The 25272-nt window shown below is 59.0% G+C and carries 19 protein-coding genes and 1 pseudogene; 13 read left to right on the forward strand and 7 right to left on the reverse strand.

Annotation, left to right across the window (positions count from 1 at the left end; all coding sequences use genetic code 11):
* Positions 1–2 precede the first annotated feature (2 nt).
* The 4 genes and pseudogenes from ASE98_RS15115 to ASE98_RS15125 form a co-directional block, all read right to left on the reverse strand.
* Complete coding sequence (locus ASE98_RS15115) at positions 3–626, reverse strand: NIPSNAP family protein (RefSeq protein WP_060542140.1); 624 nt, start codon at positions 624–626, stop codon at positions 3–5.
* A 195-nt stretch (positions 627–821) separates the two neighbouring features.
* A complete protein-coding gene (locus tag ASE98_RS15120; RefSeq protein WP_060542141.1) occupies positions 822–1277 on the reverse strand; it encodes a YMGG-like glycine zipper-containing protein in 456 nt (151 codons plus the stop codon).
* A 137-nt stretch (positions 1278–1414) separates the two neighbouring features.
* Positions 1415–1577: pseudogene (locus ASE98_RS27270) on the reverse strand (NAD(P)H-dependent oxidoreductase); the annotation flags it as partial.
* A 205-nt stretch (positions 1578–1782) separates the two neighbouring features.
* Entirely contained in the window at positions 1783–2718 is a 936-nt protein-coding gene (locus ASE98_RS15125; RefSeq protein ID WP_060542142.1) for a helix-turn-helix domain-containing protein, read from the reverse strand.
* A gap of 161 nt (positions 2719–2879) precedes the next feature.
* Between ASE98_RS15125 and ASE98_RS15130 the strand changes: the two genes are divergently transcribed.
* The 6 genes from ASE98_RS15130 (at position 2880) to ASE98_RS15155 (ending at position 11109) form a co-directional block, all read left to right on the forward strand.
* The gene (locus tag ASE98_RS15130) at positions 2880–4238 is read left to right on the forward strand and encodes a glutamine synthetase family protein (RefSeq protein ID WP_060542143.1); all 1359 of its coding nucleotides are present in this window, start codon (positions 2880–2882) and stop codon (positions 4236–4238) included.
* A gap of 224 nt (positions 4239–4462) precedes the next feature.
* Complete coding sequence (locus ASE98_RS15135; protein WP_060542144.1) at positions 4463–5551, forward strand: polyamine ABC transporter substrate-binding protein; 1089 nt, start codon at positions 4463–4465, stop codon at positions 5549–5551.
* Positions 5548–6855, forward strand: coding sequence for an NAD(P)/FAD-dependent oxidoreductase (locus ASE98_RS15140; protein WP_060542145.1), 1308 nt, complete (start codon positions 5548–5550; stop codon positions 6853–6855). Before ASE98_RS15135 ends, ASE98_RS15140 begins: the two co-directional genes overlap by 4 nt.
* A 254-nt stretch (positions 6856–7109) precedes the next feature.
* Positions 7110–8618 carry a MocR-like pyridoxine biosynthesis transcription factor PdxR gene (gene pdxR, locus ASE98_RS15145; RefSeq protein WP_060542146.1) on the forward strand — a complete coding sequence of 503 codons (1509 nt, stop codon included), beginning with the start codon at positions 7110–7112 and terminating at the stop codon, positions 8616–8618.
* Positions 8619–8729: 111 nt separating this feature from the next.
* Positions 8730–9800 (forward strand): sugar phosphate isomerase/epimerase family protein, encoded by a 1071-nt coding sequence (locus ASE98_RS15150; RefSeq protein WP_060542147.1) that lies wholly within the window; start codon positions 8730–8732, stop codon positions 9798–9800.
* Positions 9801–9843: 43 nt separating this feature from the next.
* A complete protein-coding gene (locus ASE98_RS15155) occupies positions 9844–11109 on the forward strand; it encodes an MFS transporter (protein WP_060542148.1) in 1266 nt (421 codons plus the stop codon).
* A 141-nt stretch (positions 11110–11250) separates the two neighbouring features.
* Here ASE98_RS15155 and ASE98_RS15160 read toward each other — a convergent pair whose 3' ends face one another.
* The 3 genes from ASE98_RS15160 to ASE98_RS15170 form a co-directional block, all read right to left on the reverse strand.
* A complete protein-coding gene (locus ASE98_RS15160) occupies positions 11251–15258 on the reverse strand; it encodes a response regulator (protein ID WP_060542149.1) in 4008 nt (1335 codons plus the stop codon).
* A gap of 57 nt (positions 15259–15315) precedes the next feature.
* The gene (locus tag ASE98_RS15165; RefSeq protein WP_060542150.1) at positions 15316–16473 is read right to left on the reverse strand and encodes a response regulator; all 1158 of its coding nucleotides are present in this window, start codon (positions 16471–16473) and stop codon (positions 15316–15318) included.
* Between the two features lie 129 nt (positions 16474–16602).
* A complete protein-coding gene (locus ASE98_RS15170; RefSeq protein WP_060542151.1) occupies positions 16603–17379 on the reverse strand; it encodes a ParA family protein in 777 nt (258 codons plus the stop codon).
* Positions 17380–17923: 544 nt separating this feature from the next.
* On the opposite strand from ASE98_RS15170, the gene ASE98_RS15175 reads away from it, so the two are divergent.
* From ASE98_RS15175 to speF, 7 genes are all read left to right on the forward strand, one after another.
* Positions 17924–18733, forward strand: coding sequence for a glycosyltransferase family 2 protein (locus ASE98_RS15175; RefSeq protein ID WP_060542152.1), 810 nt, complete (start codon positions 17924–17926; stop codon positions 18731–18733).
* Between the two features lie 82 nt (positions 18734–18815).
* Positions 18816–19619: a 2OG-Fe(II) oxygenase gene (locus ASE98_RS15180; protein ID WP_060542153.1), complete on the forward strand. Its 804-nt coding sequence runs from the start codon at positions 18816–18818 to the stop codon at positions 19617–19619.
* A 196-nt stretch (positions 19620–19815) separates the two neighbouring features.
* Complete coding sequence (locus tag ASE98_RS15185; protein WP_060542154.1) at positions 19816–20163, forward strand: metalloregulator ArsR/SmtB family transcription factor; 348 nt, start codon at positions 19816–19818, stop codon at positions 20161–20163.
* A gap of 23 nt (positions 20164–20186) precedes the next feature.
* A complete protein-coding gene (locus ASE98_RS15190; protein WP_060542155.1) occupies positions 20187–21470 on the forward strand; it encodes an arsenic transporter in 1284 nt (427 codons plus the stop codon).
* 27 nt (positions 21471–21497) lie between these two features.
* Positions 21498–21968 carry an arsenate reductase ArsC gene (locus ASE98_RS15195; protein WP_060542156.1) on the forward strand — a complete coding sequence of 157 codons (471 nt, stop codon included), beginning with the start codon at positions 21498–21500 and terminating at the stop codon, positions 21966–21968.
* A 12-nt stretch (positions 21969–21980) separates the two neighbouring features.
* Positions 21981–22682 carry an arsenical resistance protein ArsH gene (gene arsH, locus ASE98_RS15200; protein ID WP_060542157.1) on the forward strand — a complete coding sequence of 234 codons (702 nt, stop codon included), beginning with the start codon at positions 21981–21983 and terminating at the stop codon, positions 22680–22682.
* 225 nt (positions 22683–22907) lie between these two features.
* Positions 22908–25091, forward strand: a complete 2184-nt coding sequence (speF, locus tag ASE98_RS15205; protein ID WP_060542158.1) for an ornithine decarboxylase SpeF — start codon at positions 22908–22910, stop codon at positions 25089–25091.
* Positions 25092–25272 lie beyond the last annotated feature (181 nt).

Here is a 25272-nt window from a genome sequence, read left to right on the forward strand (position 1 = left end):
AGTCACTGCAGCGCAGAGAACGTCGCCGGAAGGTAAATTGTCGAGCGCATGTCACGCAGCTGCGGGCCGGAATTCTCCGGTGGCCAGACACCGTCGGTGACTGCCTGGGTGCGCACTTGCACGCGCTGCTCGAGGGTCTTCCACGGCCAGATATGCAGGTAGCGCGGCAGGCAACCGTCGGTGGCGTAGAAAGCTGCGTACACCGGCGAGTACTGCTCGGCGGTTCGCGCTTCAATGGCTTTGCGCCAACCATCGAGCGTGGGCTGCAAGCCGCTGCTGACCAGGTCGTACACGCGCATTTCGTAAAATGGCCCGTGCTGGCCAGCAGCCAGGGGCTCGAGGAAGGGAAACAGGCTGTAGTTTTCGATACGCAGATCGGTGATGAATTCGTTGGCACCAAAGTCGCCGCCGTCCAACAGGAAGCGCTCGCGTTCGACTTGCCTTTGCTGTTCATCGGCAAAACCGCGCAGCACAGCGATCTGATTCAACTGGCCAATCTCCGAGGCCCAGCAGCCCATCAACACGCCACCGACCTGCGGACCTTTGAGCGCGGCTTCGATGCGCACCAGTGCCTCGGCAACCGTACGCACACGTACGGTCAACGTGATCAATTCAAACAAACGCATAGCGACTCCGGCAGTTGGGCGTTCTCTATAGGAAGCCTATGTCAGAGCCCGGGGGCTGGATATTGAGGCAATCACCGTCGAATACGGCGATTGCCCTAGTGCTCTAGGTAGTTTCTTCAGCGTGCGGCGGTTGAAAGGTCTAACCGGTGGCCTGTCGGTATTGCCGCGGCATTGGTCGGCCACCGTGGCAAAGGCTCAAGGATTGATCTGATATCCCTTGCCCTGCAAGCAACTGTTATAGGCCGTGGTGGTGTTCGCCGCCGAGGTTTTCTCCTGCTCCCGGCGATCCTGGCGTTGACGCGATCCGCCGACCACGACACCGGCTGCTGCGGTTTCCTTGGCGCGGTCCTGCCGATAGTCCTGTTTAACATCATCGTCAACGCGGTCATAGGCATCGTCATGTTGATTGCCGCGCACCTGTGCCGCAGTTGCGCCGGCGGCGGCACCTACGGCAGCACCCTTGACCCTGCCACCGGAAGTCGACGAGGTAGTCGACGCGCTCTGGCTGGCGGCAATGCTGTTGCATTCGCTCATGTCTGCCTGGGTTTGCTGGGAACTCTGGCCTTTCAACGGCACCACCGTCGCAGCCCAACCCGGGGCACTGAAAAGCGACAATGCGACGCAAAGACCGAGTGGCGAAAGCCTGTTCATGATGACCTCCAGAGGGGCGTGGTTCACATGGACAGATTGTAGTTCAGCTCTCAACCGGCATCCGGTTTCCGGTCGGCCTTTTGCGCCAACAATGCCAGTCTCGGCGATTTCAGTGTTTGCGGGTCTCGACTGATCTACGGCACATGCCACGCCAGAAACGGCGTTGGCACATCGAAGCCTACGTAGGCCAGCGTCCACGCAGAATCGGCCGCGGTATATCCCCCTGCGGACCATGAATCGCTCCGTCATCGTACATATGCTCGCGGCCGCCAACGTCACGGTCACCAGCGCCCTGATGCCCTGGGCTGCCGGGGCTTTTAGATCAAAACATTCTCTGTAGGAGCGAGCCTGCTCGCGAAAAACCTGAGGGTGCCACGGGTATTCAGGAAACCCGCGTTATCGTTGACGTCCATCGCGAGCAGGCTCGCTCCTACAGGTGGATTGCGGTCCACTTCACGGTTCGCGATGTGGAAGCGGGGGTGATCGGCATGATTACCCTGCCGACCTACTTGCGCCGCCCGCGCCCGTTCGTTTGCACGGCGCTCGCGCGTTTGAGGGTGTCACTCGGCAATTCCTTGAACAGCGCGCGGTAGCTGCTGGAAAACCGTCCTAAATGCCAGAACGACCAGTTCATCGCCACTTCGGCCACAGTGGTTTGCGTCGGCGTGCAACTGAGCAACTCGCGGCGGGCGCTGTTCAGTCGGCGCAGGCGCAGCCATTGGGTCGGGGCCATGCCGGTGTAGGTCTTGAAGGCATGCTGCAACTGGCGCAGTGAAACCCCGGCAATCTGGGACAGTTCCAGCAGGTTAAGGTGTTCTTCCGGAGTATCCGCGGCCCATTCCCCTACCCGTTTCATGATCGCCCGCTCCCCCGCCCGGCGCTGCAACGCGCCCTGGTCGAGACACACGCAGGCGTTATCGAGGATGAACAGGCAGTCTTCCAGCAACTGCTCGGTCAGGGCTTCGCGGCTCGGCGGGTCGAAGGTCTGCGACAGGCGCGTAAGGGTGCCGCTGAGCCAGCGACTGAACAAGGCATTCTGCCGGGAGTTGAGCGGCGCCAGGAACAAGCCTTCGAGCCTGGCCATGTCCAGGCTGTGCCGTTGCACGAACTGCGGGCCGAACACCACGGCAATTTCCTGATAGTTCTCCGGGGTGATCCAGATATTTCGGCTTTCGCCATTGAGCAGGTAGAGCGCGTTGTCGCTGCGGTCGAAACAGAACGCCAACGAACCTTGGGGCGCGCTGAAATTCTGTTCGACCCGGGTGTTCATGGACTCTTCGTAAATCTCCACGCCCTGCAGGTCCAGATAGCGAATCTGGCCGGCGAAATGCCCCGGCGACATCTGCTGGTAATGCTGCACCCAACCCGGCGTGGCGCGGATCTGCTCGGCGACATCGGCGGTGTTGAACGCTTGGACCTGTAGCGAGTTGCAGGTTGTCATGGGCGACCCTGCGCACTCTTTTGGTGCGCTTTGTGCTGGATAAAGTGGATAGATGGAACGGCAAGGCTCGCCCAAGATAGTCGTCAACGCGCTACAGGGGAAGTGCCTGAAAGATGAAATCGGCTTGCCCTGGCGTTAATAAAACCAATAACGAGGTCTTTATGAATGCCCCTTTCGATCAGCTGTTCACATGGCTGAAAGATCACAAGATTACCGAAGTCGAGTGCGTCGTCAGCGATCTGACCGGCATTGCACGCGGCAAAATCGCACCCACCAACAAGTTCCTGCATGAGCGAGGCATGCGCCTGCCGGAAAGTGTGTTGTTGCAAACGGTAACCGGGGACTTTGTCGACGACGACATCTACTACGACCTGCTCGATCCGGCTGACATCGACATGGTCTGTAAGCCGGTGTCCGACGCCGTCTACGTAGTGCCATGGGCGATCGAGCCGACGGCCATCGTCATCCACGACACGTTCGACAAGTTCGGCAACCCGATCGAACTGTCGCCGCGCAACGTGCTCAAGAAAGTGCTGCAGCTGTACACCGACAAAGGCTGGAAGCCGATTGTCGCGCCGGAAATGGAGTTCTACCTGACCCAGCGCTGCGAAGATCCAGACTTGCCGCTCAAGGCACCACTGGGCCGTTCGGGCCGTGCGGAAAGCGGACGTCAGTCGTTCTCCATCGATGCCGCCAACGAATTCGATCCGCTGTTCGAAGACGTCTATGACTGGTGCGAACTGCAGGGCCTGGACCTCGACACGCTGATCCACGAAGACGGCCCGGCGCAGATGGAAATCAACTTCCGTCACGGCGATGCCCTGGACCTGGCCGACCAGATCACCGTATTCAAACGCACCATGCGTGAGGCGGCGCTCAAGCACAATGTCGCGGCGACCTTCATGGCCAAGCCGGTGGGCGATGAGCCGGGCAGCGCGATGCACATTCACCAGAGCGTGGTCGAGATCGCCACCGGCAAGCCGATTTTCGCCGATGCCGATGGCAACATGAGCGAACTGTTCCTGCACCACATTGGCGGCTTGCAGAAGTACATCCCGAAATTGCTGCCGATGTTCGCGCCGAACGTCAACTCGTTCCGCCGTTTCCTGCCGGACACCTCGGCACCGGTCAACGTCGAGTGGGGTGAAGAGAACCGTACCGTCGGCCTGCGTGTACCGACTTCAAGCCCCGATGCCATGCGCGTGGAAAACCGTTTGCCGGGGGCCGACGCCAACCCGTACCTGGCGATCGCCGCCAGTCTGTTGTGCGGTTACCTGGGCATGGTCGAACACATCGAGCCAAGCGCAGCCGTTCAGGGTCGTGCCTATGAGCGCCGCAACCTGCGCTTGCCGATCACCATCGAAGACGCCCTGACCCGCATGGAAGAGTGCGAAACCATCGGCCGTTATCTGGGCGACAAGTTCGTGCGTGGCTACGTCGCGGTCAAACGCGCCGAGCACGAGAACTTCAAGCGGGTGATCAGTTCGTGGGAGCGGGAGTTCCTGATGCTGAGCGTTTAAAAGACAATGCTCCCCATGAGTCCGCGTTCCCCTGTGGGAGCGGGCTTGCTCGCGAATGCGGTGTGCCATTCAACATGAATGGTGACTGATCTGGCCTCTTCGCGAGCGAGCCCGCTCCCACATCTGGAATGCATTCCCCTGAGGGAGCGAGCTTGCTCGCGAAGGCGGTCGCCCCAACGCCAAAGAATCACCTGAAAAAGCCAATAACTCCAAGAGGTGTCGATATGCGTCTATTGAAAACCATGTTCCCGATCGCACTGGCCGCGCTGTTCAGCGCCGGTGCCCAGGCTCAGCCAACAGTCAGCGTCTACAACTGGACCGACTACATCGGCGAAACCACCCTCGCCGACTTCCAGGCCAAGACCGGGATCAAGGTGATCTACGACGTCTTCGACTCCAACGAAACCCTGGAAGGCAAACTGCTCGCCGGTCGCACCGGCTATGACGTAGTGGTGCCTTCCAACCACTTCCTCGCCCGTCAGGTGAAGGCCGGCGCGTTCCTCAAGCTCGATCGCGAGCAACTGCCGAACTTCAAGAACCTCGACCCGAAACTGCTGGCCCTGCTGGAGAAAAACGATCCGGGTAACGAGCACTCGGTGCCGTACCTGTGGGGCACCAACGGCATCGGCTACAACGTCGACAAGGTCAAGCAGGTACTGGGCATCGACCGCATCGACTCCTGGGCCGTGCTGTTTGAACCTGAGAACCTGAAGAAGCTCAGCCAGTGTGGCGTTTCGATGATGGACTCGGCGGACGAAGTCTACCCGGCGATCCTCAACTACATGGGCATGGACCCACGCAGCGAAAGCCCCGAAGACTACAAAAAGGCCGAAGCCAAGCTGCTGACCATCCGCCCTTACATCACCTACTTCCACTCATCCAAGTACGTGTCGGACCTGGCCAACGGCGACATCTGCGTGGCCTTCGGTTATTCCGGTGACGTGTTCCAGGCCGCCAACCGCGCCAAGGAAGCCAATAACGGCGTGAACATCGCTTACTCCATTCCCAAGGAAGGCGCCAACCTGTGGTTCGACCTGCTGGCTGTTCCTTCCGACGCCAGCAATCCGAAAGAAGCGCACGCCTTCATCAACTACCTTCTGGACCCGCAAGTGATTGCCAAGGTCAGCGCGGCGGTGGGCTACGCCAACCCGAACCCGGCAGCCAAGCAATACATGGACCCTGAGCTGGTCAACAATCCCGAGGTCTACCCGCCTCAGGAAGTCCTCGACAAGCTCTACATTTCCACCACCCCGCCCCAGTCGATCATGCGTCTGATGACCCGTTCGTGGAGCAAAGTGAAGTCCAACAAATGAATCAGTACACCAACGAACACACCCAGTCCTATTACGCTGCATCGGCCAAAGGCATGGCACCACGCCCTGCCCTGGCCTCGGACCTTGAGGCAGATGTCTGCGTGATCGGCGGTGGCTTCACCGGCGTCAACACCGCCATCGAACTGGCCCAGCGCGGGCTCTCGGTAGTGCTGCTGGAAGCCCGGCGAATTGGCTGGGGCGCCAGCGGGCGCAACGGCGGCCAGTTGATTCGCGGCATTGGTCATGACGTCAGTGGTTTTGCCAAACATGTTGGCACCGAAGGCGTGCGTTACCTTGAGCGCGCCGGCATCGAATCGGTGCAACTGGTGGGCGAGCGCATCCGCGAACACGGGATCGATTGCGACCTGCGCTGGGGTTTTTGCGAGCTGGCCAATACACCGGCGCATTTTGCCGGGCTGAAGGCCGAACACGCACAACTGCTCGAATCAGGCTACGCCCATGAAACCCGCCTGGTTGAAGCGGGACAGATCCGCGAGCAGGTGGTGAACTCCGCTGTGTATGCCGGTGGCCTGGTGGACATGGGTTCGGGGCACTTGCACCCGCTGAACCTGGTGCTCGGCGAAGCGAAGCTCGCGCAGTCCCTTGGCGTACAGATCTTCGAGCAGAGCCCGGTGCTGGAGTTGATCCATGGCAGCACGGTGCAGGTACGCTGTGCCGGTGGCACCGTGCGCGCCGGCAGCCTGGTCCTGGCCTGCAACGCCCATCTGGAGGAACTCGAACCCAGACTCAGTGGCAAGGTGCTGCCGGCCGGCAGCTACATCATCGCCACCGAACCGCTGTCCGAGGAGTCTGCCGCGCAACTCATTCCGCACAACGTTGCGCTGTGCGACCAGAAAGTCGGCCTGGATTACTATCGGCTCTCGGCGGACCGGCGCTTGTTGTTCGGTGGCGCCTGCCACTACTCCGGCCGCGACCCAGCGGACATCGCCGCCTACATGCGCCCGCAGATGCTCAAGGTATTCCCGCAACTGGCGAATGCGCGCATCGACTACCAATGGGGCGGCATGATCGGCATCTCTGCCAATCGTTTCCCCCAGGTCGGGCGCTTGAGCCAGCACCCCAACGTGTACTACGCCCAGGGCTACTCCGGCCACGGCCTGAACGTCACCCATTGGTGCGCCAAACTGTTGGGCGAAGCGATCCACGCCGGTCACAGCAAAGGCTTCGACGTGTTCAGCGGCGTGCCACACATGACGTTCCCCGGCGGCCGGGCACTGCGTTCACCACTGCTGGCCCTGGGCATGTTGTGGTACCGGATGCGCGAAATGCTGGGTGCCGGCTAGCCCGCAACGCTTCCTGTGCGCACCTCACCGCTGCGCACATAGCGGGCGATGAGCACGCCGGCAGCGCCCGGGATCGCAGCGATCAGCAGGGGGGCGCGCCCTGATGGATAGTCGAACGAGGGACCGTGAAATCGACAGTGCGATGGGCAATGCCAGCGGTAGATGACTTATCCAGCGGCTCTCGATACCCTTTCGTACCCAGTTGCCTGACAATGCTCCAGGTCAAAACCACAATCCGGCAAGACGTACGAATCATGAAATCCTCCGCAGGTTTGCTGTTGTCAGGTATCGAACTGGATCCTGCCAGCGCGATTCCCTTGTACCGCCAACTCTACTTGCAGATTCGCAAACAGATTCTCAGTGGAAGGATTCAAGGCGGCGTGCGCCTGCCATCGACCCGGACCTTGAGCAACGAGCTGAAGCTTTCGCGAATCACCATTCTCAATGCATTCGATCAACTGATTGCCGAAGGTTTTCTGACCTCGCGTACCGGGGCCGGCACCTATGTCGGCAACGAGTGGGAGAACCGCGGTAGTGCCGACGATCAGCCGCAGCCCCCGCCTCCTCGGCTGTCTGACCTGAGCCACTCCATGCTGTCTCTGCGCAGCAGTCACTTTCAGGGCGTTTCCTATGAAAGCTGGGCTGCGCAGACACCGACCTCGTTCCTGCCCAGCCACAGCGCCTACGACGCATTCCCGCAAGCGGTGTGGAAGCGCCTGATGAACCGCCACCTGCATAAACCGACCAAGGCCCTGCTTGGCTATGGCGAACTGCAAGGCTTGCAGAGCCTGCGCCAGGCCATTGCCGAGTACGTCTTTGATGCCCGTGGCATCGACTGCAGTGCCGGGCAGGTGGTGATCGTCTCCGGCGCCCAGCAAGCCTTTAACCTGCTGGGCATGCTGCTGCTCAATCCACAGGACAGCGTGTGGATGGAGGACCCGGGGCATATCGCGGCTCGCATCGCCTTCCAGGCCCAGGGTGGTCAGGTGGTACCGTTGCGCATCGACGATCAGGGTATTGATGTCGAACAAGGCCTGGCCCGGTGTCCCGAAGCCCGCCTGGCGTTTACCACACCTTCGCGCCAGCATCCCCTGGGCATCACCATGAGTTCCGCCCGACGCCAGGCCCTCATCGATTGGGCTGCCCGCAACCAGAGCTGGATCATCGAGGACGACTGCGACAGTGAGTTTCGCTACAACGGCCGTCTCCTGCCTGCGCTCTATGCCATGGACCAAGGGGCCAGGGTGATCTACGTCGGAACGTTCAGCAAAGTGCTCTTCCCTTCGCTGCGACTGGGTTACGTGATACTGCCGCAGGCCCTGATCGAACCTTTCTGTACCCTGCGTGCGGTCATGGATCGCAGCCCTCCCACACTGCTGCAGGCCGTGACGGCGGACTTCATGGGCGAAGGCCACTTCATCGGCCATATACGGCGCATGCGTGCGCTGTATACGGCTCGTCAGCAAGCCTTGGTCGAACAACTGCAGCAGCGCCTGAACGGTTTCTTCAAGGTCACTGCGGTGGATGCCGGCATGCACTTGATCGCCTGGCTGCCGGCGCATCTGGATGACGCCGCCATCGCCAGGGAACTGGCCCAACACAATATTCACACCTATGCCTTGAGCGACTACTGCCTCGAACATGTCCTGCCGCCCGCGCTGCTGATCGGTTTTGCCAGCACACCTGAAGATCAGGCCAGGGAGCGAGTCGAAGCACTTGCCCAAGCCTTGAGCAACATGGGCTATCTGCAAAAGGCCACTTGAGTAAGACAAGTGGTCTTATGATTTAACTGATAATGGATCTATCGAGAGTTCCCGGCTGGCGCGATAAAGGCTGCGCCGGCAGACCCGGCGTCTGAACCAGGAACGACTCGAATGAACAATAAGATCCAGGAACGTTTCAATGCCTTGCTCAGCCACAAGGTTGTCGAGACCGACGCACCGCCAGTACTGACTCAAGCGCTGGCTCGGCAGCTGCTCGACCGCCTGGGCCAACTGCGCCTGTTTGCCCATGCCTATCCCCTGCTGACCAACCTCACCCACGGTCGCGTCAAGCCGGCCGACCTGTTGGACTTCGCCTATCGCCACGAACTGCAGGGTCTGAGCCTGCATTTGCTCGACGGCGAGGAAAACAGCTTGAGCCAGATGACTGCCGGGCAACTCCAGGCGTTTGCCGAAAAGGCCCGCGGGCTCGAACTGGATGTGCACCTGGAAATCAGCAGCACGCGCAAACAGGACGTCGATCAAGTGATCGCCATTGCCAAGGCCGTGGGCACCCGCAACATCCGCGTCTACTCGCGCTACGAAGGTGCGCTGTCGCGGGTCATGGACGTGATCGAATCCGACCTGCATTACCTTGCCCGGCAAGCTGACGAGCATGACCTGTACTTCGATTTCGAACAGCACGAGGAACTCAAGAGCGCCGAGATCGCGCAACTGCTCAACCGTCTCAATCACCCTCGCCTGCATGCCTTGTTCGACTTCGGCAACATGATCAATGCCTGCGAGCAGCCCCTGCAGGCCCTTCGTACACTGGCGCCGCACATTCGCCAGACCCACCTGAAGGGCGTGCGCATCGTCCCCGAACTCAACGGCTTCGGCCATTACGGCGTGCAGCAAGGTTGCGCCGAAGATGACCTGCCCAACGCGCGCATGTTGTTCGAACTGTTGATGCTCGGTGAAACAACCCCGCAAGTGATCGCGTTCATCCTCGAACAGGAAAATCACTACGTGGCTCCGGCGTTCCGGCAGACCGATGAGGCTGCCGACCCTTTTATCGCTTACCGGGAAATGAGTGATACGCCGCTGCCATCGGGTTACTCGCTGGAGCGAATGCTGGCTGACGAACACCGCTGGGCGAACAACCAGGTCGCTTACGTAAGAAGTCTGCTGGCGGAGTTTCGAACTCTGGCCGAATTGACCCTGGCCAACCCTTCGACGCATTGACCTGACACGCAACAGTGATTACCAATTCGCCTGGAGTACAAAAATGACAACTCGTGACAAGGCCAAATGGCTCAGATTCCTGATTCTCATCCTCGGTGGCGGCACCATCTACAAGCTGGCAAACCTCAAGGATGCCTTTTATGTGCCCATGCAGGAATTCATGGGCCTGAGCCACACGCAAATCGGCTTGCTGCTCAGCGCCAATGCCATCATCGCCACTGCGCTGTTCGTCGTGGGCGGCATGCTGGCGGACCGTTTCGATACACGAAAACTGATTCCTCTGGGCCTGCTCGGCACCGGCAGCCTGGGGCTCTACCTGGCGACCTTCCCGCCCTTCAACAGCCTGCTGATTGTATTTTGCCTGTTGGCGGTCTGCGCCGACTGCCTCTTCTGGCCATCGCTGCTCAAGGCCATCCGCAATCTCGGCGACGACAAGGAGCAAGGCCGGCTGTTCGGTCTATTGGAAGGTGGCCGTGGTGTCATTGATACCCTGGTCGCCTTCTCTGCGCTGGGAGTCTTCGTCGCCATGGGTTCCGGGGAAACCGGACTGAAGTCGGCGATTGTGTTTTACTCGGTCATCGACATTCTGGCCGGTACCCTGACCTGGATCCTGCTCAAGAGCGGCACCGCACAGTCGACTGCCAAGCCGAAGAACGGATTGGCGAACCTGCTCGAAGCGGTCAAGGTGCCGGGCATCTGGCTGGTCAGCCTCAACGTGTTCATGGTTTACATCGTCTACTGCGGCTTGACCTATTTCATTCCCTACCTCAAAGAGATGTATGGGCTGCCGGTGGCACTGGTAGGCGCCTACGGCATCATCAATCAGTATTTCCTCAAGATCCTCGGCGGCCCGGCCGGAGGCTTTATCGCCGACAAGCAGTTCAAGAGCACCAGTCGTTACCTGAAATGGGCGTTCCTGGCCTTGCTGCCGCTGATGGGCGTGATCCTGCTGATCCCCAAGAGTCCCAGCTTCATCTACGCGGGCATGGCCGCCACCCTGTCCTTCGCGCTGATTGTCTTTTCCATGCGCGGCGTGTTCTGGGCACCCATGGGTGAAGTGGGCATCCCTCAGCACATCACCGGCTCGGCGTTCGGTATCGGTTGTCTGATCGGCTATGCACCGGGCATGTTCGCTTACGTGGTCTACGGCGCGATACTCGACCATTTCCCTGGACAGCAGGGCTACAACTACGTGTTCAGTCTGATGAGCGTATTGGCCGTTATCGGGTTCGTGGTGTCCAGCCTGCTGTATCAGGCTGTGCGCAGCAACGCCTCGACCTCAGCTGAAGTGGGTGTGGCGCAAGCTTGAGCTTGGCCCTGTTGAACTGAAACCGGCGGGCCAGGTGCTATGCACATTGCAGCACCTGGCCAACCAACGCTGGCAGATCAGCGCTGGCAGATCAGTCTTGCCAATCAGCCCGGCTATACGCCTGTTTCGCCGGCGGGAGGATCAGGACAGCGTTTCCAGTAATTCCAGTGCCTGATCGAAATCGAAGCTCTCGGCTTGCCGGACAACCCGATGCAACTGCTCGACCACCCGAGGGCCTGACGCCAGCCCCTGCAGTTTGTGCAAGGCAGTCAGCACCTCGGTGTCACTCTCGGCCAGCAGGTATCGGACGTGGGCCAATTGCGTGTGCCATTCTTTGTCCAAAGGTGGCGTGGCAGATGCATCCAGGGACGAGGTCGGTTCGTTCAGCGCCGATAATCCTTCCAGCACCGGTGTCAGACAGCGTTCGACTTGCTCCAGTCGCTGTGCCAGTTCCTGCTCGTCTGCTCCCCTCTGGCACGCCAGCTCCAGGGCGCTGGCCGCCTGCGCCACGTCCAGGGCACCGATGTTGCCCGCCGTACCGCGCAAGGTATGGGCCAGCCTGGCCGTTGCCGAAGGATCACTTTCATCCTGGGCTGCGAGGAACGCAGTGGAGAAATCCTGCTGGCTGGCGTGAAACTTGCGCAGCAGGCGCAGGTACAGTTCGACTTTGCCCATGCAGGTGGCAAGACCCGCCTGCAGATCAATACCAGGGAGGCTGCCGGGCAAGCCCGTGGTCGGTACTGCAGTGACCGGTGAAACTTCGGTCGCGGGTGCACTACGGCCTGCCCGCGGATGTATCCACCGGGCCAGAGTGGCGAACATGTCTTCGATGTTCAACGGCTTGGAGATGTGATCGTTCATGCCGCAGGCAAGCGCCCGCTCGCGGTCCCCGGCCATGGCATTGGCGGTCATGGCGATCACCGGCAGCTGCGCCCAGCGTGGCTGCTCGCGTATTCTGGCGGTAGCGGTGTAGCCGTCCATCACCGGCATTTGGCAGTCCATCAACACCCCGTCGAAGTCGGCGTCTCGCTCCAGTTGCTCGAGCGCCTCTGCTCCGTGGACGGCCAGACACAGCTCGATTCCGGCGCTCTCGAGCAGTTCACACGCCAGTTCCCGGTTCAGGTCATTGTCCTCCACCAGCAGCAGTCGCGCGCCACGCAGGCTGGCCATGACGCTGGCGCTCTGGCCGAGCCGCGCGCTGGCCCGGGTATCGCTGAGGGGGATCTTGCCGAGCATCGCGCACAACGACTCAAGCAAAGTCGACGGAGTGACTGGCTTGGTCAGCACCATCGGCAATTGAATGTCATGCCGGTCGGCCTCTAAGCGCATCTCCTCGTTACCAAACGCGGTGACCATGATGACTTGAGGGGTTTGTACCATTTTGGCGGCATGCATCTGCCGCACCGTCTCCACACCGTCCATGCCCGGCATGCGCCAATCCATGAGCACCAGGTCATAGGGCCGTGCCTTGGTTTGGGCCTCCTGCAGCATGCTCAGTGCCACTTTTCCGCTGTGTGCGACGTCGACCTGGACGCCGAAACTGCGTGCCATGGTGGAAAGAATCTCGCGGGCGCTGGCATTGTCGTCGACCACCAGCACACGGGTGCCGACCAATTCGTCGGCGGTCGCCATGCGCCGCAACTGGCCTTCGCGTTGCACGCCCAGGCTCACCTCGAAATGAAAAACGGAGCCTTGACCCGGCTCGCTCTCGACCCAAATATTGCCGCCCATCAGCTCCACCAGATGTCGGGAGATGGCCAGGCCCAACCCGGTCCCGCCGTACTTGCGCGTGGTAGAGCTGTCGGCCTGGCTGAACGGCTGAAACAGGCGTGAGCATTGCTCGCTGCTCATGCCGATGCCGCTGTCACGCACCCAGAAGTGTAACTGCGCCTGCTCCCCTGCACCGCCGCGCTGCTCTACGCCGAGAACGATCTCGCCCTGCTCGGTGAATTTCGTCGCATTGTTGCCCAGGTTGACCAACACCTGGCCCAGGCGCAATGGGTCGCCGATCAACGCGGTCGGCAGTTTGGCTGCGATGCTGAACAGCAATTCCAGGCCTTTGTCCTCGGCTTTGAGGCCAATCATGCTGGCAAAGCCTTCAAGCACGTCCTCCAGGTGAAAGGGAATGTGCTCCAGATGCAGCTTGCCGGCCTCGATCCTTGAGAAATCGAGGATGTCGTTGATGATGACCAACAAATACTCTGCCGAGCGATGGACCTTTTCGATGTAGTTGCGCTGGCGCGGGTCAAGATCGGTGCGCAATGCCAAGTGGCTCATGCCGATGATGGCATTCATCGGTGTGCGGATCTCGTGGCTCATGGTCGCCAGGAAGTTGCTCTTGGCCCGAGTCGCCTCTTCTGCCGCCTCGCGTGCGCGTTGCACCTCGGCCTCGGCGGTCTTGCGCTCGGTGATGTCAAAGTACCAGTTGGCCCCGATGCCCAACTCCCCCAGCTTGAGCGTGACCGCCGAAACCAGTACTTCCAGGGGTTCACCGGCGGCGCACTGCAGGCTGCCTTCGAAGTTCAGCACCGTACCCTGGGCTGCCGCGGCGAGGAAACTTTGGTGTGCCTGCGGGTCAACCCAGAACTGCCCCGGGTCCGTCGCTTCAAGTTCAGCGAAGCGGACCCCGAACAAGCTTTCGAACTGCGGATTGCAGTAAGTCGGACGGCCATCGGCACCTCTGATCACCATGGCCACCGGGCTGCTGTCGAGCACTGCGCGCAGCTGTGCCTCGGTAGCACGCAACGCCGATTGCTGGGACTCGAGTACCTTTGCCTGCTCCTTGAGTTGCAACGCCTGTTCTGCGACTTCACTGGCCTGGCGACGAGTTTCTGCCAATAGCGACTTCACCGCCTGATTGCGCTCCATGATCGCCATGGCCGCAGCCAGGCGAGGGGTGGCTTCATGCAACAGCTGCATCTCGCGCTCGCCTAACGGCGCCAGTGCGGCAAGCTCCAGTACCCCAAGCAACCGCGCACCATGCACGATCGGTTGCAACAGCATGCAACTGGCCACGGTCTCGCCAAGCGGTGTGTGCAGACGCCGGTAATACTCGGGCGGCGCCTGAAACTGTCGCGGCTGACGGTCCACCGCGCACTGTCCCAACAGCCCATCGCCGAAGAGAACCTGCTCCTGCGGTGGTCGCTCGGCATCGGTGGCATAGCGTCCCATCAGCAGCAACTGGTCGCCGTCTTCCTGGGCACTGTACAGCACCCCCTGGCAGACTCCGTGCAGGCCGGCCATGTGTTGCAGGAATACCTGCGCCAGTTCGGCGGGCGTTTCGGTCTGCTGCAGATCGACCTGCAATTGGGCCGTATGCGCCTTGATCCAGCGCTGACGCTCCAGTTGTTGGGACTCGGTCTGCAATTTGGCGATGGCCCGCGCCAGGTCGCCGGTTTCATTATTCAGATCAGTGTGGGGAATCGGCTGATCGAGTTGCCCGGCGGCCAACTGATCGACTGCAACCCGCACCCGGTTGAGCGGATTGCGAATCGACTGGCTGACCAGCCAGGACAGAAGCAGCGCCAGAGACAAGCCACCGAACAACAGGACGTAGGTCAGCCGGGTACTGCGTTCGGCGTATTCGGCAATATCCTTGGCCGTGTCACGGATCGAGGCTTCCTTGATCTGGGCGATGGCGTACAGGAGGGTGTCGGCTTGCCGGGCAATCTGCTGGAACTCGTTGCTGTTGACCAGCGACTGCGCCTGGGTCTGCTTGCCCTGGTTAATCAACAGGGACGCCTGTTCGCCATAATGCTGCAACCTTTGCAGCAGCATGTCGAACTCGGCCAGGCGCGCCAGGTTCTCCGCGAGCCTGAGCGTCACTTTGGCGCGCGCCAAGGCCTTTTGCAGGCGGTCCTGGAATTCTCCCAACTGCTGCAGCGATTCGACCCGCAACTGTGCGCTGTCGGTGCCTACCGCACGCTGCAGCGCTTGCATCATATGCGGCAATTGCACCCGAGCTTCCTGCAAGTGCTCCATGCCGACCAGTTCCTGCAGGTGGAGGTTTTGCATGTCCTGCTTGAGCGATTGCTGGGTCCGCAGGCTTTGTGCACCAAGCACCAGCACCAACACCAACAGCGCCGAAAACCCCAGGATCAGTTTGTGCAATAGCGCGAGGCGCTCAAGCAGGGTGCGCAATCGAGCCATGACCTATCCTCGTAAACCTGAAAAAAACACTGGCAAAGGGAGCTCGCAGGAGCGGGTTCAGGGCTTCTGACCGAGACGTTCCTGGGCAACCAGCTTGTCGGCCATGTCCTGATCGGTATCGGCGAAACGCAAGGCAATGGCCTGGAACTGTTCAACACAGGACAGGAAGGCATCGCAGACGTCCGGATCGAAGTGCGTACCCCGCCCCTGACGAATAATCTCGACGGCTTGCGCATGGGGCATCCCGGCTTTATAGACCCGTCGGCTGATCAGCGCGTCATAGACATCGGCTACCGCCATCAACCGGGCGCTGATGGGAATGTCGTCGCCAGCCAGCCCTTGGGGATAGCCGCTGCCGTCCCATTTTTCCTGGTGACTGTAGGCAATCTCCTTGGCCAGGTTGAGAAAGTCGGCGCGAAAACCAAGCCGGTCCTCGGCAAGCTGGATGGCGTCACGCCCCAGGGTCGTATGGGTTTTCATGATCTCGAACTCTTGCTCGGTGTAACGACCTGGCTTGAGGAGGATATGGTCGGGAATGCCGACCTTGCCAATATCGTGCAGCGGCGCCGACTTGAATAGCGACTCGATCGTCTGCTCGTTGAGAAAGTGACTGAATCGTGGATGATCACGCAGGTATTGCGCCAGAACCTTTATGTAGTGCTGGGTCCGGCGGATATGGTTGCCCGTTTCGTTATCGCGAGTCTCCGCCAGGGAAGCCATGGCCTGAATGGCTACGTCCTGGATCGCCGTCACCTCGCGCGTGCGACGCTCGACCTCCTGCTCCAGATAGTCGTTGTGATCGCGCAGGAAGTCTTTGGCAGCCTTGAGCTTGAGCTGGGTGTCGACCCGCGCCAGAACCAGCGCCGGCCTGATGGGTTTGGTGATGTAGTCGACAGCCCCCAGTTCCAGGCCATGGATCTCATCTTCGGTTCCGGCCAGCGCTGTCAGAAAGATGATAGGAATGTCGCGGGTTCGTGGATCGCGCTTGATCTGTTCTGCCACTTCATGGCCGGACAAACCGGGCATCATCACGTCAAGCAGAATCAAGTCCGGCAGTGCGTCGCCCTGCAGTATTCGCAAGGCCTTTTCTCCGCTATTGGCGGCCTTGACCCGATAGTGATCTTTGAGCAGATCAGTCATCAGCATCAGGTTATCGGGCGTGTCATCGACCACCAGCAGGGTCGGCGCACTGTAATGACTCTGTTCGACACTCATGGCGGGTGGCTCCCTTGCCAGACATTGACATCCCAAGGCGACATTCCACCCCAGCGCAGGAAAGTTTAGCTGTTGTTTTCCTGAACTGCATAGCCGGCGTCAAACCGGCAGAACTTACATTGAGCCCGGCTAATGACTGGCCCCTTCCAGCGCTGAAAACAGGCTTACGTATTGCAGCGTAAGCTTATGACGTGGTGCCAGATGGATCATCGGCACCGAGGCTTCATGGGATTCACGCATTTTGACTGTGCTGCTCAAATAATCCGGCAACACTGGCAAGCCTTCGGCCACCAACTCGTTGATCAGCATCTGGTGCAAGTTGGCACGCGCCACAAATTGATTGACCACCACGCCCTCCACAACCAGGGACTCATTGTGGTCGGCCTGTAGCTCGGCCACTTGCGCGATGACCTTGTAGAGCGCCTGCCGGGAAAAGCTGTCGCAATCGAAAGGAATCAATACCCGCTCGGCGGCGATCAGCGCACTGATCGTATAAAAATTCAGGCACGGCGGCGTATCGATGTAAATGCGTTCGTAATCCTCGGAAAGTTCTACCAGCAAACGACGAAGCTTATTGATCTTGAACCGGGACTCGAGCCTGGTCTGCAGGTCAGCCAGCTCGCGGTGAGCCGTGACCAGATGCAGATTGTCGTAGCGGGTTTGGGTGATGGCCACGCGATTCCTTTTACTGGCCGGGCCGCTGGAGAGGGTTTGTTTGAAGAAATCGACGATCCCCATGGGAATATCATCACCGGCCAGCCCTGTCAGGTAGCAGGTCGAGTTGGCCTGGGGATCGAGATCCACCAGTAGCGTCCTGTAGCCTTCGGCAGCACTCACGGCAGCGAGATTGCAGGCGATGCTTGACTTGCCAACACCCCCTTTCAGATTGAACACGGCTCGACGCATGGACGGGTGACCTTTTAGTAAACCTCTCTGGATCATAAGAATGAAATATTTCAGCAATATTTCTGAGCGACTATTTATTTCACTTTTAAGACAGTCGTTGCCAGGCCTGACTGCGCCACTCGACAGCCACTGACAAGCACAACGTTGCATTTTCAGGATTGGCCAGGCGGTCGAGCCAATCAGCGAAAAATCAGAAGAACGCGCGCTGTGCGGCAGGCAGCAATCGGCTAATGGCAGGCTCTACCTGCGATGGGGTCGTACTTCAGAACTGAATTTCATGCAACCACACCGCTGCCTGATCAGTCTGAAAATGAAAAAATTGCTACATGGATATTTACCTGACGAGTGGACTCTAATACGATGAAGTCCGCGTCTATTGCTCGCCATCAGGCCTGTCTAAGCCATGATCATTCAGTGTATGAGAAGCAAGCTGCAAACAGGGCTTTATCGTTGTCAAGAAACCCATGTATACATACAAACGAAAACTGGACACAGGATCAATCATCTCTACATCTAACTATAATATTACTGAGTGCCCTGAACGATGAACAACACCAGTTTTGCGACTAAAAGCCCTGAAACTTTCAGCGTTGTAATAGTTAATTACAAAACAGCGGAAATCACCAAGATCTGCCTGGATCTGTTGCACCAGCATCTGTCCAGCGACAACGTGCCGATATGGGTAGTGGATAACTACTCCGCCGATGAAAGCACTGAATACCTGCGGACACTCGACTGGATCAATTTGATAGAGCGTTCTGTTTCCGAACCGGAGGCAGGTCATATCGCCCATGGCAAGGCACTGGACATGGTGCTGCAGCGAGTTGAAACTGATTATTTATTTTTGATGCACACGGACACATTTGTTTTTGATAAGAATATCTTTTCGCTGATGTTGAACAAGTGCATCAAGAACCGCAACGTCGTAGCCGTCGGCTGTGTCGAACAACTAAATCGTGGAACCGTGCGAACATTCTGGCGGTTTAGCTCACGTTTGTTCAAGCATCACTTCAGGCGTTTGAAAATTTCCATGGGGCTAAAATCCAGAGAGCCAAAGCCCTATAAAGAAGTCTATCTGAAGAGCTTCTGCACACTGTGGAACTGCAAGCTCATCAAGCAACACGGCATGCATTTCTCGATGGATGATCGTGTTCCCGGCTATACCCTCCAGGACCGCATGACCGAGCTTGGCTATGTTGTCGAGATGTTATCGCCACGTAAAATATTCAGCTATCTCGATCATATCCAGGCCGGAACTGTCGCAGCGACGGGCGGCTATGAGACCACCCACAGACGAACCAAAATGTACAACAACATTCTTAAACGCCTGAACAAGGATGCCGGCAAGGCTTAAGCTGAGCAGGCATGCACGAGCCGTGCTGCCAGCCCTGCTGCGAGGCATCCACAGGTTTTTACATTAAGTTATTGGAGCGGTAATGGCACCCATCACTCAAGCACTACCTATCACCTTGTCTGCGGAGCTTGATTTCGACCAGAACGCGGCCAGCGACTTTGGGCACTCCTTGACCAGTCACTATGTTCAGGCCGAGCCATTTCCGCACATCGTCATCGATAACTTCTTGCACGAAGAGCTGATTGCAGCGATCTGCTCACACTTCCCGGCCGAGCCAACAAACAACGAAATGCTCTATGAGCGCGGCTATAAGGGTCAGCTTAAACGTCAAATCAGCCCCAACGAATGTCCGCCTTTTCTGAAAACTGTTTTTAACGCATTCAACTCGGCGCCGATGCTGCAGTTTCTTGAAAAGCTCACCGGCATCGAAGGTTTGATACCTGACCCCTATTTCACCGGTGGCGGTCTGCATGAAACCAAAAGTGGTGGTTTCCTGGGGGTGCACTCGGACTTCCGGCTCAACAAAAAGCTTAATGTCGAGCGCAGACTGAATGTCATCATTTATCTGAATGAAAACTGGCAAGAGGAATATGGCGGCAACCTGGAGATCTGGGATATCGGCATGAAGAACTGCGTCAAGAAGATCCTGCCGATTTTCAACCGCTGCGTCATTTTCAATACCGATAAAGATAGCAATCATGGGCACCCGGAGCCTTTGACGACCCCCGAGCACATCACCCGCAGGTCCATCGCGCTGTATTACTACACCGCAGGAACCATGGCGATCGATCCGACCCAAAGAAACAAGACCCACTACAAGCCACGGCCCAAAGACCGTTTCAGCCTCAAGTACTACCTGGGCAAACTACTAAAGAAGAAGAACTGAACGCTATAGCCAGGCGATCGAGTTCGTGCTGTCAGACGTAGGCTGGCAACCCCGGATACGCCTTCCACGCTCGGTCGCCGCGATGCTTTGCAGCCGTTGCTGAGGCGCCGCATTGGGTTGGAAGCTCGCTTTGCGGCTTGCCTTAAACATATGGATATCCGTATATTAGGTTATCCATATGTGAAAGACTCACCCCATGATGACCCCACCCGAAGTATTCAAGAGCCTGGCCGACGAGACCCGTGCCCGCGCCACCTTGCTGATTGCAGGTCAAGGCGAGCTTTGTGTCTGCGAGCTGATGTGTGCCCTCGATGACAGCCAGCCGAAGATCAGCCGTCATCTTGCCCAGTTACGCAGCATCGGTTTGCTGCTCGATCGTCGTCAGGGGCAGTGGGTTTACTACCGGCTCAATCCGGGCTTGCCGGCCTGGGTACACGAAATCCTTCAGATGACGTTGCAGGCCAATACCGAATGGCTGAAAAACGATGCCTCCCGCCTGCAGAACATGGATGGACGCCCTGTCCGCGATGTTGCCTGCTGTTGAATCCCTGATAGAGAGCACTTTCGATGCTGGTTGCTACTGCAGTCTTCGTCTTCACCCTGATTCTGGTCATCTGGCAACCCAAAGGCCTCGGCGTAGGCTGGAGTGCAACAATCGGCGCGATCATCGCCCTGGCGGTCGGCGCGGTGTCGCTGCAGGACATTCCCACTGTGTGGGCCATTGTCTGGAACGCAACCGCGACTTTTATCGCCGTTATCATAATCAGTCTGTTACTGGATGAAGCCGGCTTCTTCAAATGGGCCGCCCTGCACGTGGCACGCTGGGCCAATGGCAGCGGCTACCGATTGTTTGCGTTTTGCGTGCTGCTGGGCGCCGCTGTATCGGCGTTGTTTGCCAACGATGGCGCGGCGCTGATTCTCACGCCCATCGTCATGTCCATGTTGCTGGCCCTGCGCTTCTCGCCCGCCGCAACACTGGCCTTCGTGATGGCCGCTGGCTTTATCGCCGACACCGCCAGCCTGCCGCTGGTGGTGTCCAATCTGGTGAACATCGTGTCGGCCGATTACTTCGGGCTGGGTTTCGCCGAGTACGCCTCCGTCATGGTGCCGGTAAACCTGGCCAGTGTGGTTGCTACCTTGCTGGTGCTGTTTGTGTATTTCCGGCGAGATTTGCCCCCGCGCTATCGCGTCGATGCACTACCGGAACCTGCGGCGGCCATTCACGACCGCGCTACTTTTGTGGTTGGCTGGTGGACGTTGCTCGTCCTGCTGGTCGGCCTTTTCGCCCTGGAACCACTGGGCATTCCCATCAGCGCGGTAGCGGCGGCCTGTGCGGCAACCCTTTTCGCGGTGGCTGCCAGAGGGCACAGGATCTCCACGCGGCGGGTGTTGCGTGAAGCCCCCTGGCAGGTCGTGGTCTTCTCCCTGGGCATGTACCTGGTGGTATACGGTCTGAAGAACGCCGGGCTGACGGACTTGCTCACCCAGGTGCTCGACTTTCTGGCTGGACAGGGTCTGTGGGTTACCGCCATGGGTACCGGACTGCTGTCCGCGTTGCTGTCTTCGGTGATGAACAACATGCCCAGCGTGTTGATCGGAGCACTGTCTATCCAGGCCAGCGGCGCCGAAGGACTGATCCGCGAGGCCATGATCTACGCCAACGTCATCGGTTGCGACCTGGGCCCGAAGATCACCCCCATTGGCAGCCTTGCCACCCTGCTCTGGCTGCATGTACTGGAGCGCAAGGGCATGCGCATCACCTGGGGTTACTACTTCAAGGTCGGCATCCTGCTGACTCTTCCGGTTTTGTTAATCACCCTCTCGGCCCTGGCACTGCGCCTGAGCCTTTGATGTCGCCCATAGCGGCAGGAGAAACCCATGCGAGTCCTGTTCATGTGCACGGCCAACAGCTGCCGCAGCATCCTTTCAGAAGCCATGTTCAATCACCTGGCGCCCGAAGGATTCGAAGCGGTCAGCTCCGGCAGTTTTCCCAGGGGCCAGGTGCTGCCGCGCAGTCTTGCCACCCTGAAGCAGGCCGGCATCAGCATCCAGGGCTTGAGCAGCAAGGGCAATGACGCTTTCGAGGACAATCCCCCGGATATCGTCATTACCGTGTGCGACAAGGCAGCGGGCGAATCCTGCCCGGTGTATTTCGGCCCGGCGCTGAAATCCCATTGGGGGCTGGAGGATCCCTCCGACGTGACGGGTGATGATGCGCTGGTCGACGCCGCCTTCCGCGCCACACTGGCGCACATCGAGCAACGCTGCATAGCCTTTCTCGCCCTGCCCTTCAAAAACCTCAGCCGCGACGAACTGATGCGTGAGCTGGATCGAATCGGCTCTCTTTGAGCAAGAGGACATATGTCAGACCACCTTCCCAACCTTGATCCAACGCTGTTCGATGACACGCAGGTCCCGCAACACCCCGATGACCAAAAGCCGCGCATCCTGCTGCTGTACGGGTCTACTCGCGAGCGTTCGTTCAGTCGTCTGCTGGTCGAAGAGGCTGCTCGTCTGCTGCAGCACTTTGGTGCACAGACGCGCATCTTCAATCCGTCCGGATTGCCATTGCCCGATGATGCTCCGATAGACCATCCCAAGGTGCAGGAGCTCCGCGAGCTGGTCATGTGGTCAGAAGGTCAGGTCTGGTGCTCGCCGGAACGGCATGGCGCGATGTCGGCGGTGTTCAAGGCGCAGATCGACTGGATTCCGCTGGAGCTCGGCGCCGTTCGCCCCACTCAGGGCAAGACACTGGCAGTGATGCAAGTCTGTGGCGGCTCGCAGTCGTTCAATGTGGTCAACCAGCTCCGTGTGCTGGGACGCTGGATGCGGATGTTTACCATCCCCAACCAGTCCTCGGTACCCAAGGCCTTTACCGAGTTCGACGACGCAGGCCGAATGAAGCCGTCGGCGTACTACGACCGTGTGGTCGACGTGATGGAAGAACTGGTGAAGTTCACCGTGCTGCTGCGCGACCGCCAGGAATTTCTGGTAGATCGCTACTCGGAGCGCAAAGAGACTGCCGAGCAACTGATGGCGCGCGTAAACCAGCGGTCAATCTGAGACTGCCCTGGTCCGATGTAATAACCAAGGTCATGGACTTAAAGTGCGATAAGGCGAGCGACTGCAGAATCGTTTCAAGATAATACGAAAAAACCTCACCAATTAGTTCAACGTCTCAAAAATGGACTATACCGAAAGGGCAATCAGTTCTGACTGTGAAGCTAGCGCCCTTGCAGGCGCTTGTCCCCGTAACTCAACGTCAAGACAGACGGAGAGACTCTGGTTATGAGTGCTTTGAAAATCGCTGCCGGTGATACCGTTCGAGACTGTTTCCATACTTCCCGCCCTCTCGTTGCCCTGGACCATACCGACTTTACCAATGTCGCCGCTGCGGTACTTACAGTGGACGATGTCATGGGTGGCGTGCTGGATGCCATCAAACGCACAGGCTTCGATATCCCGCTGTTTCTGGTGATACCCAGAGATGGTGGCAACCGTGCGCTGGAGGTCTATAAACGGCTGCATGAGGTGATCCTGCTGGTCAATGGCGTGTTCGACCTCGACGAACATAACGCCGAGTACTACGGCAACCAGCTCGAGACCGCCGCCAGGCAATATGAAGAGTGTTTGCTGCCGCCCTTCTTCGATGCCCTCAAGCACTACACCGAGGCCGCCAATGCGACCTTCGCCTGCCCGGGTCACCAAGGCGGCCAGTTCTTTCGCAAGCACCCCGCCGGCCGCCAGTTTTTCGATTTCTTCGGCGAAACCCTGTTCCGCGCCGACATGTGCAATGCCGACGTCAAACTCGGTGACTTGCTGATCCACGAAGGCCCTGCCCTGCTGGCGCAAAAACATGCCGCCCAGGTGTTCAATGCCGACAAGACCTATTTCGTGCTCAATGGCACATCGGCTTCGAACAAGGTGGTGACCAACGCCCTGTTGACCCCTGGCGACCTTGTGCTGTTCGACCGCAACAACCACAAATCCAACCACCAGGGCGCACTGATCCAGGCCGGAGCGACGCCGGTTTATCTGGAAACCGCGCGCAACCCCTACGGGTTCATTGGCGGCATCGATGCCCACTGCTTTGAAGAGGACTATTTGCGCGACCTGATCAATGAGGTCGCCCCGGACAAGGCGCAGCTGCCACGCCCATTCCGCCTGGCCATCATCCAGCTGGGCACCTATGACGGCACGATCTACAACGCGCGCCAGGTGGTGGACCGCATCGGCAAGCTGTGTGACTACATCCTGTTCGACTCGGCGTGGGTGGGCTATGAGCAGTTCATCCCGATGATGAAGGATTGCTCGCCCATGCTGCTTGACCTGGGCCCGGACGATCCCGGAATTTTCGTCACCCAATCGGTACACAAACAACAGGCCGGCTTCTCCCAGGCCTCACAGGTCCACAAGAAAGATCGCCACATCAAGGGCCAGGCGCGCTACTGCAATCACGCACGGCTGAACAACGCCTTCATGGCCCAGGCCTCCACCAGCCCGTTCTATCCGCTGTTCGCTTCACTGGACGTCAATGCACGCATCCATGCCGGACGCAGTGGTTTGCGCCTGTGGGAAGATTGCGTGAAGTTCGGCATCAACGCGCGCAAGTTGATTCTCGAAGCCTGCACCCTGGTCCGCCCATTCGTGCCGGAAACCATCGATGGGCGTCTATGGCAGGACCACCCGACCGATGATATCGCCAGCGATATCCGCTTCTTCGAGTTCCACCCCAAGGATCGCTGGCATGCCTTTCCAGGCTATGCCGACAAGCAATACTTCATCGACCCCTGCAAGCTGCTGTTTACCACCCCCGGCATCGACCCGATCGATGGCAGCTACACCGACTTCGGCATCCACGCCGGCATCCTGGCCAACTTCCTGCGCCAGAACGGCATAGTCCCCGAGAAGTGCGACCTCAATTCGATTCTGTTCCTGCTCACGCCAGCCGAAGACTGGGCAAAAATGAGCCATCTGGCCGCGCAACTGGCCCGTTTCGAACAGTTCCTCAGTGACAACGCCCCCATGAGCCGTGTGTTGCCGGCCATCTATGCGCGCTACGAGGATCGCTACCGCGACTACACCATCCGCCAGCTCTGCCAGGAAATGCACGACCTCTACCGCAGCCATAACGTGCAGCAATTGCAGAAGGACATGTTCCGCAAGGAACACTTCCCGAAAAAAGCCATGAACCCGCAGCAAGCACAGATCGAATTTATCCGCGGCAATGTCGAGCTGGTGGCGCTGGCCGATGCCGACGGCCGCATCGCCGCCGAAGGGGCGCTGCCTTATCCGCCCGGCGTTTTGTGCGTGGTGCCGGGGGAAATCTGGGGTGGCGCGGTGCTCAAGTATTTCCTGGCACTGGAAGAAGGCATCAACGCCTTGCCCGGATTTACCCCGGAACTTCAAGGCGTGTACCTCAAAGAGCAAGGAGGACGGATTCGTGCCTACGGATACGTACTCAAGACCTGACCCTTAGCCTGCCCAAAGGAGAATCGTTGTTCCGGATTCATGCGCTTCAACCACGGCGTCGAGATGGAAGGCAAAAAACCAGTAGCCGCCAACGTACAACGTCTATCTGAACAAGCATCAAGGCTAGCCCCGGCCTGGCGATCAGTAGCAACGCGCCAGGCCGAGGGTCAATAACCTGAAC

Origin of the sequence: Pseudomonas sp. Leaf48, from assembly GCF_001421885.1 — a bacterium.
GTDB lineage: Bacteria > Pseudomonadota > Gammaproteobacteria > Pseudomonadales > Pseudomonadaceae > Aquipseudomonas.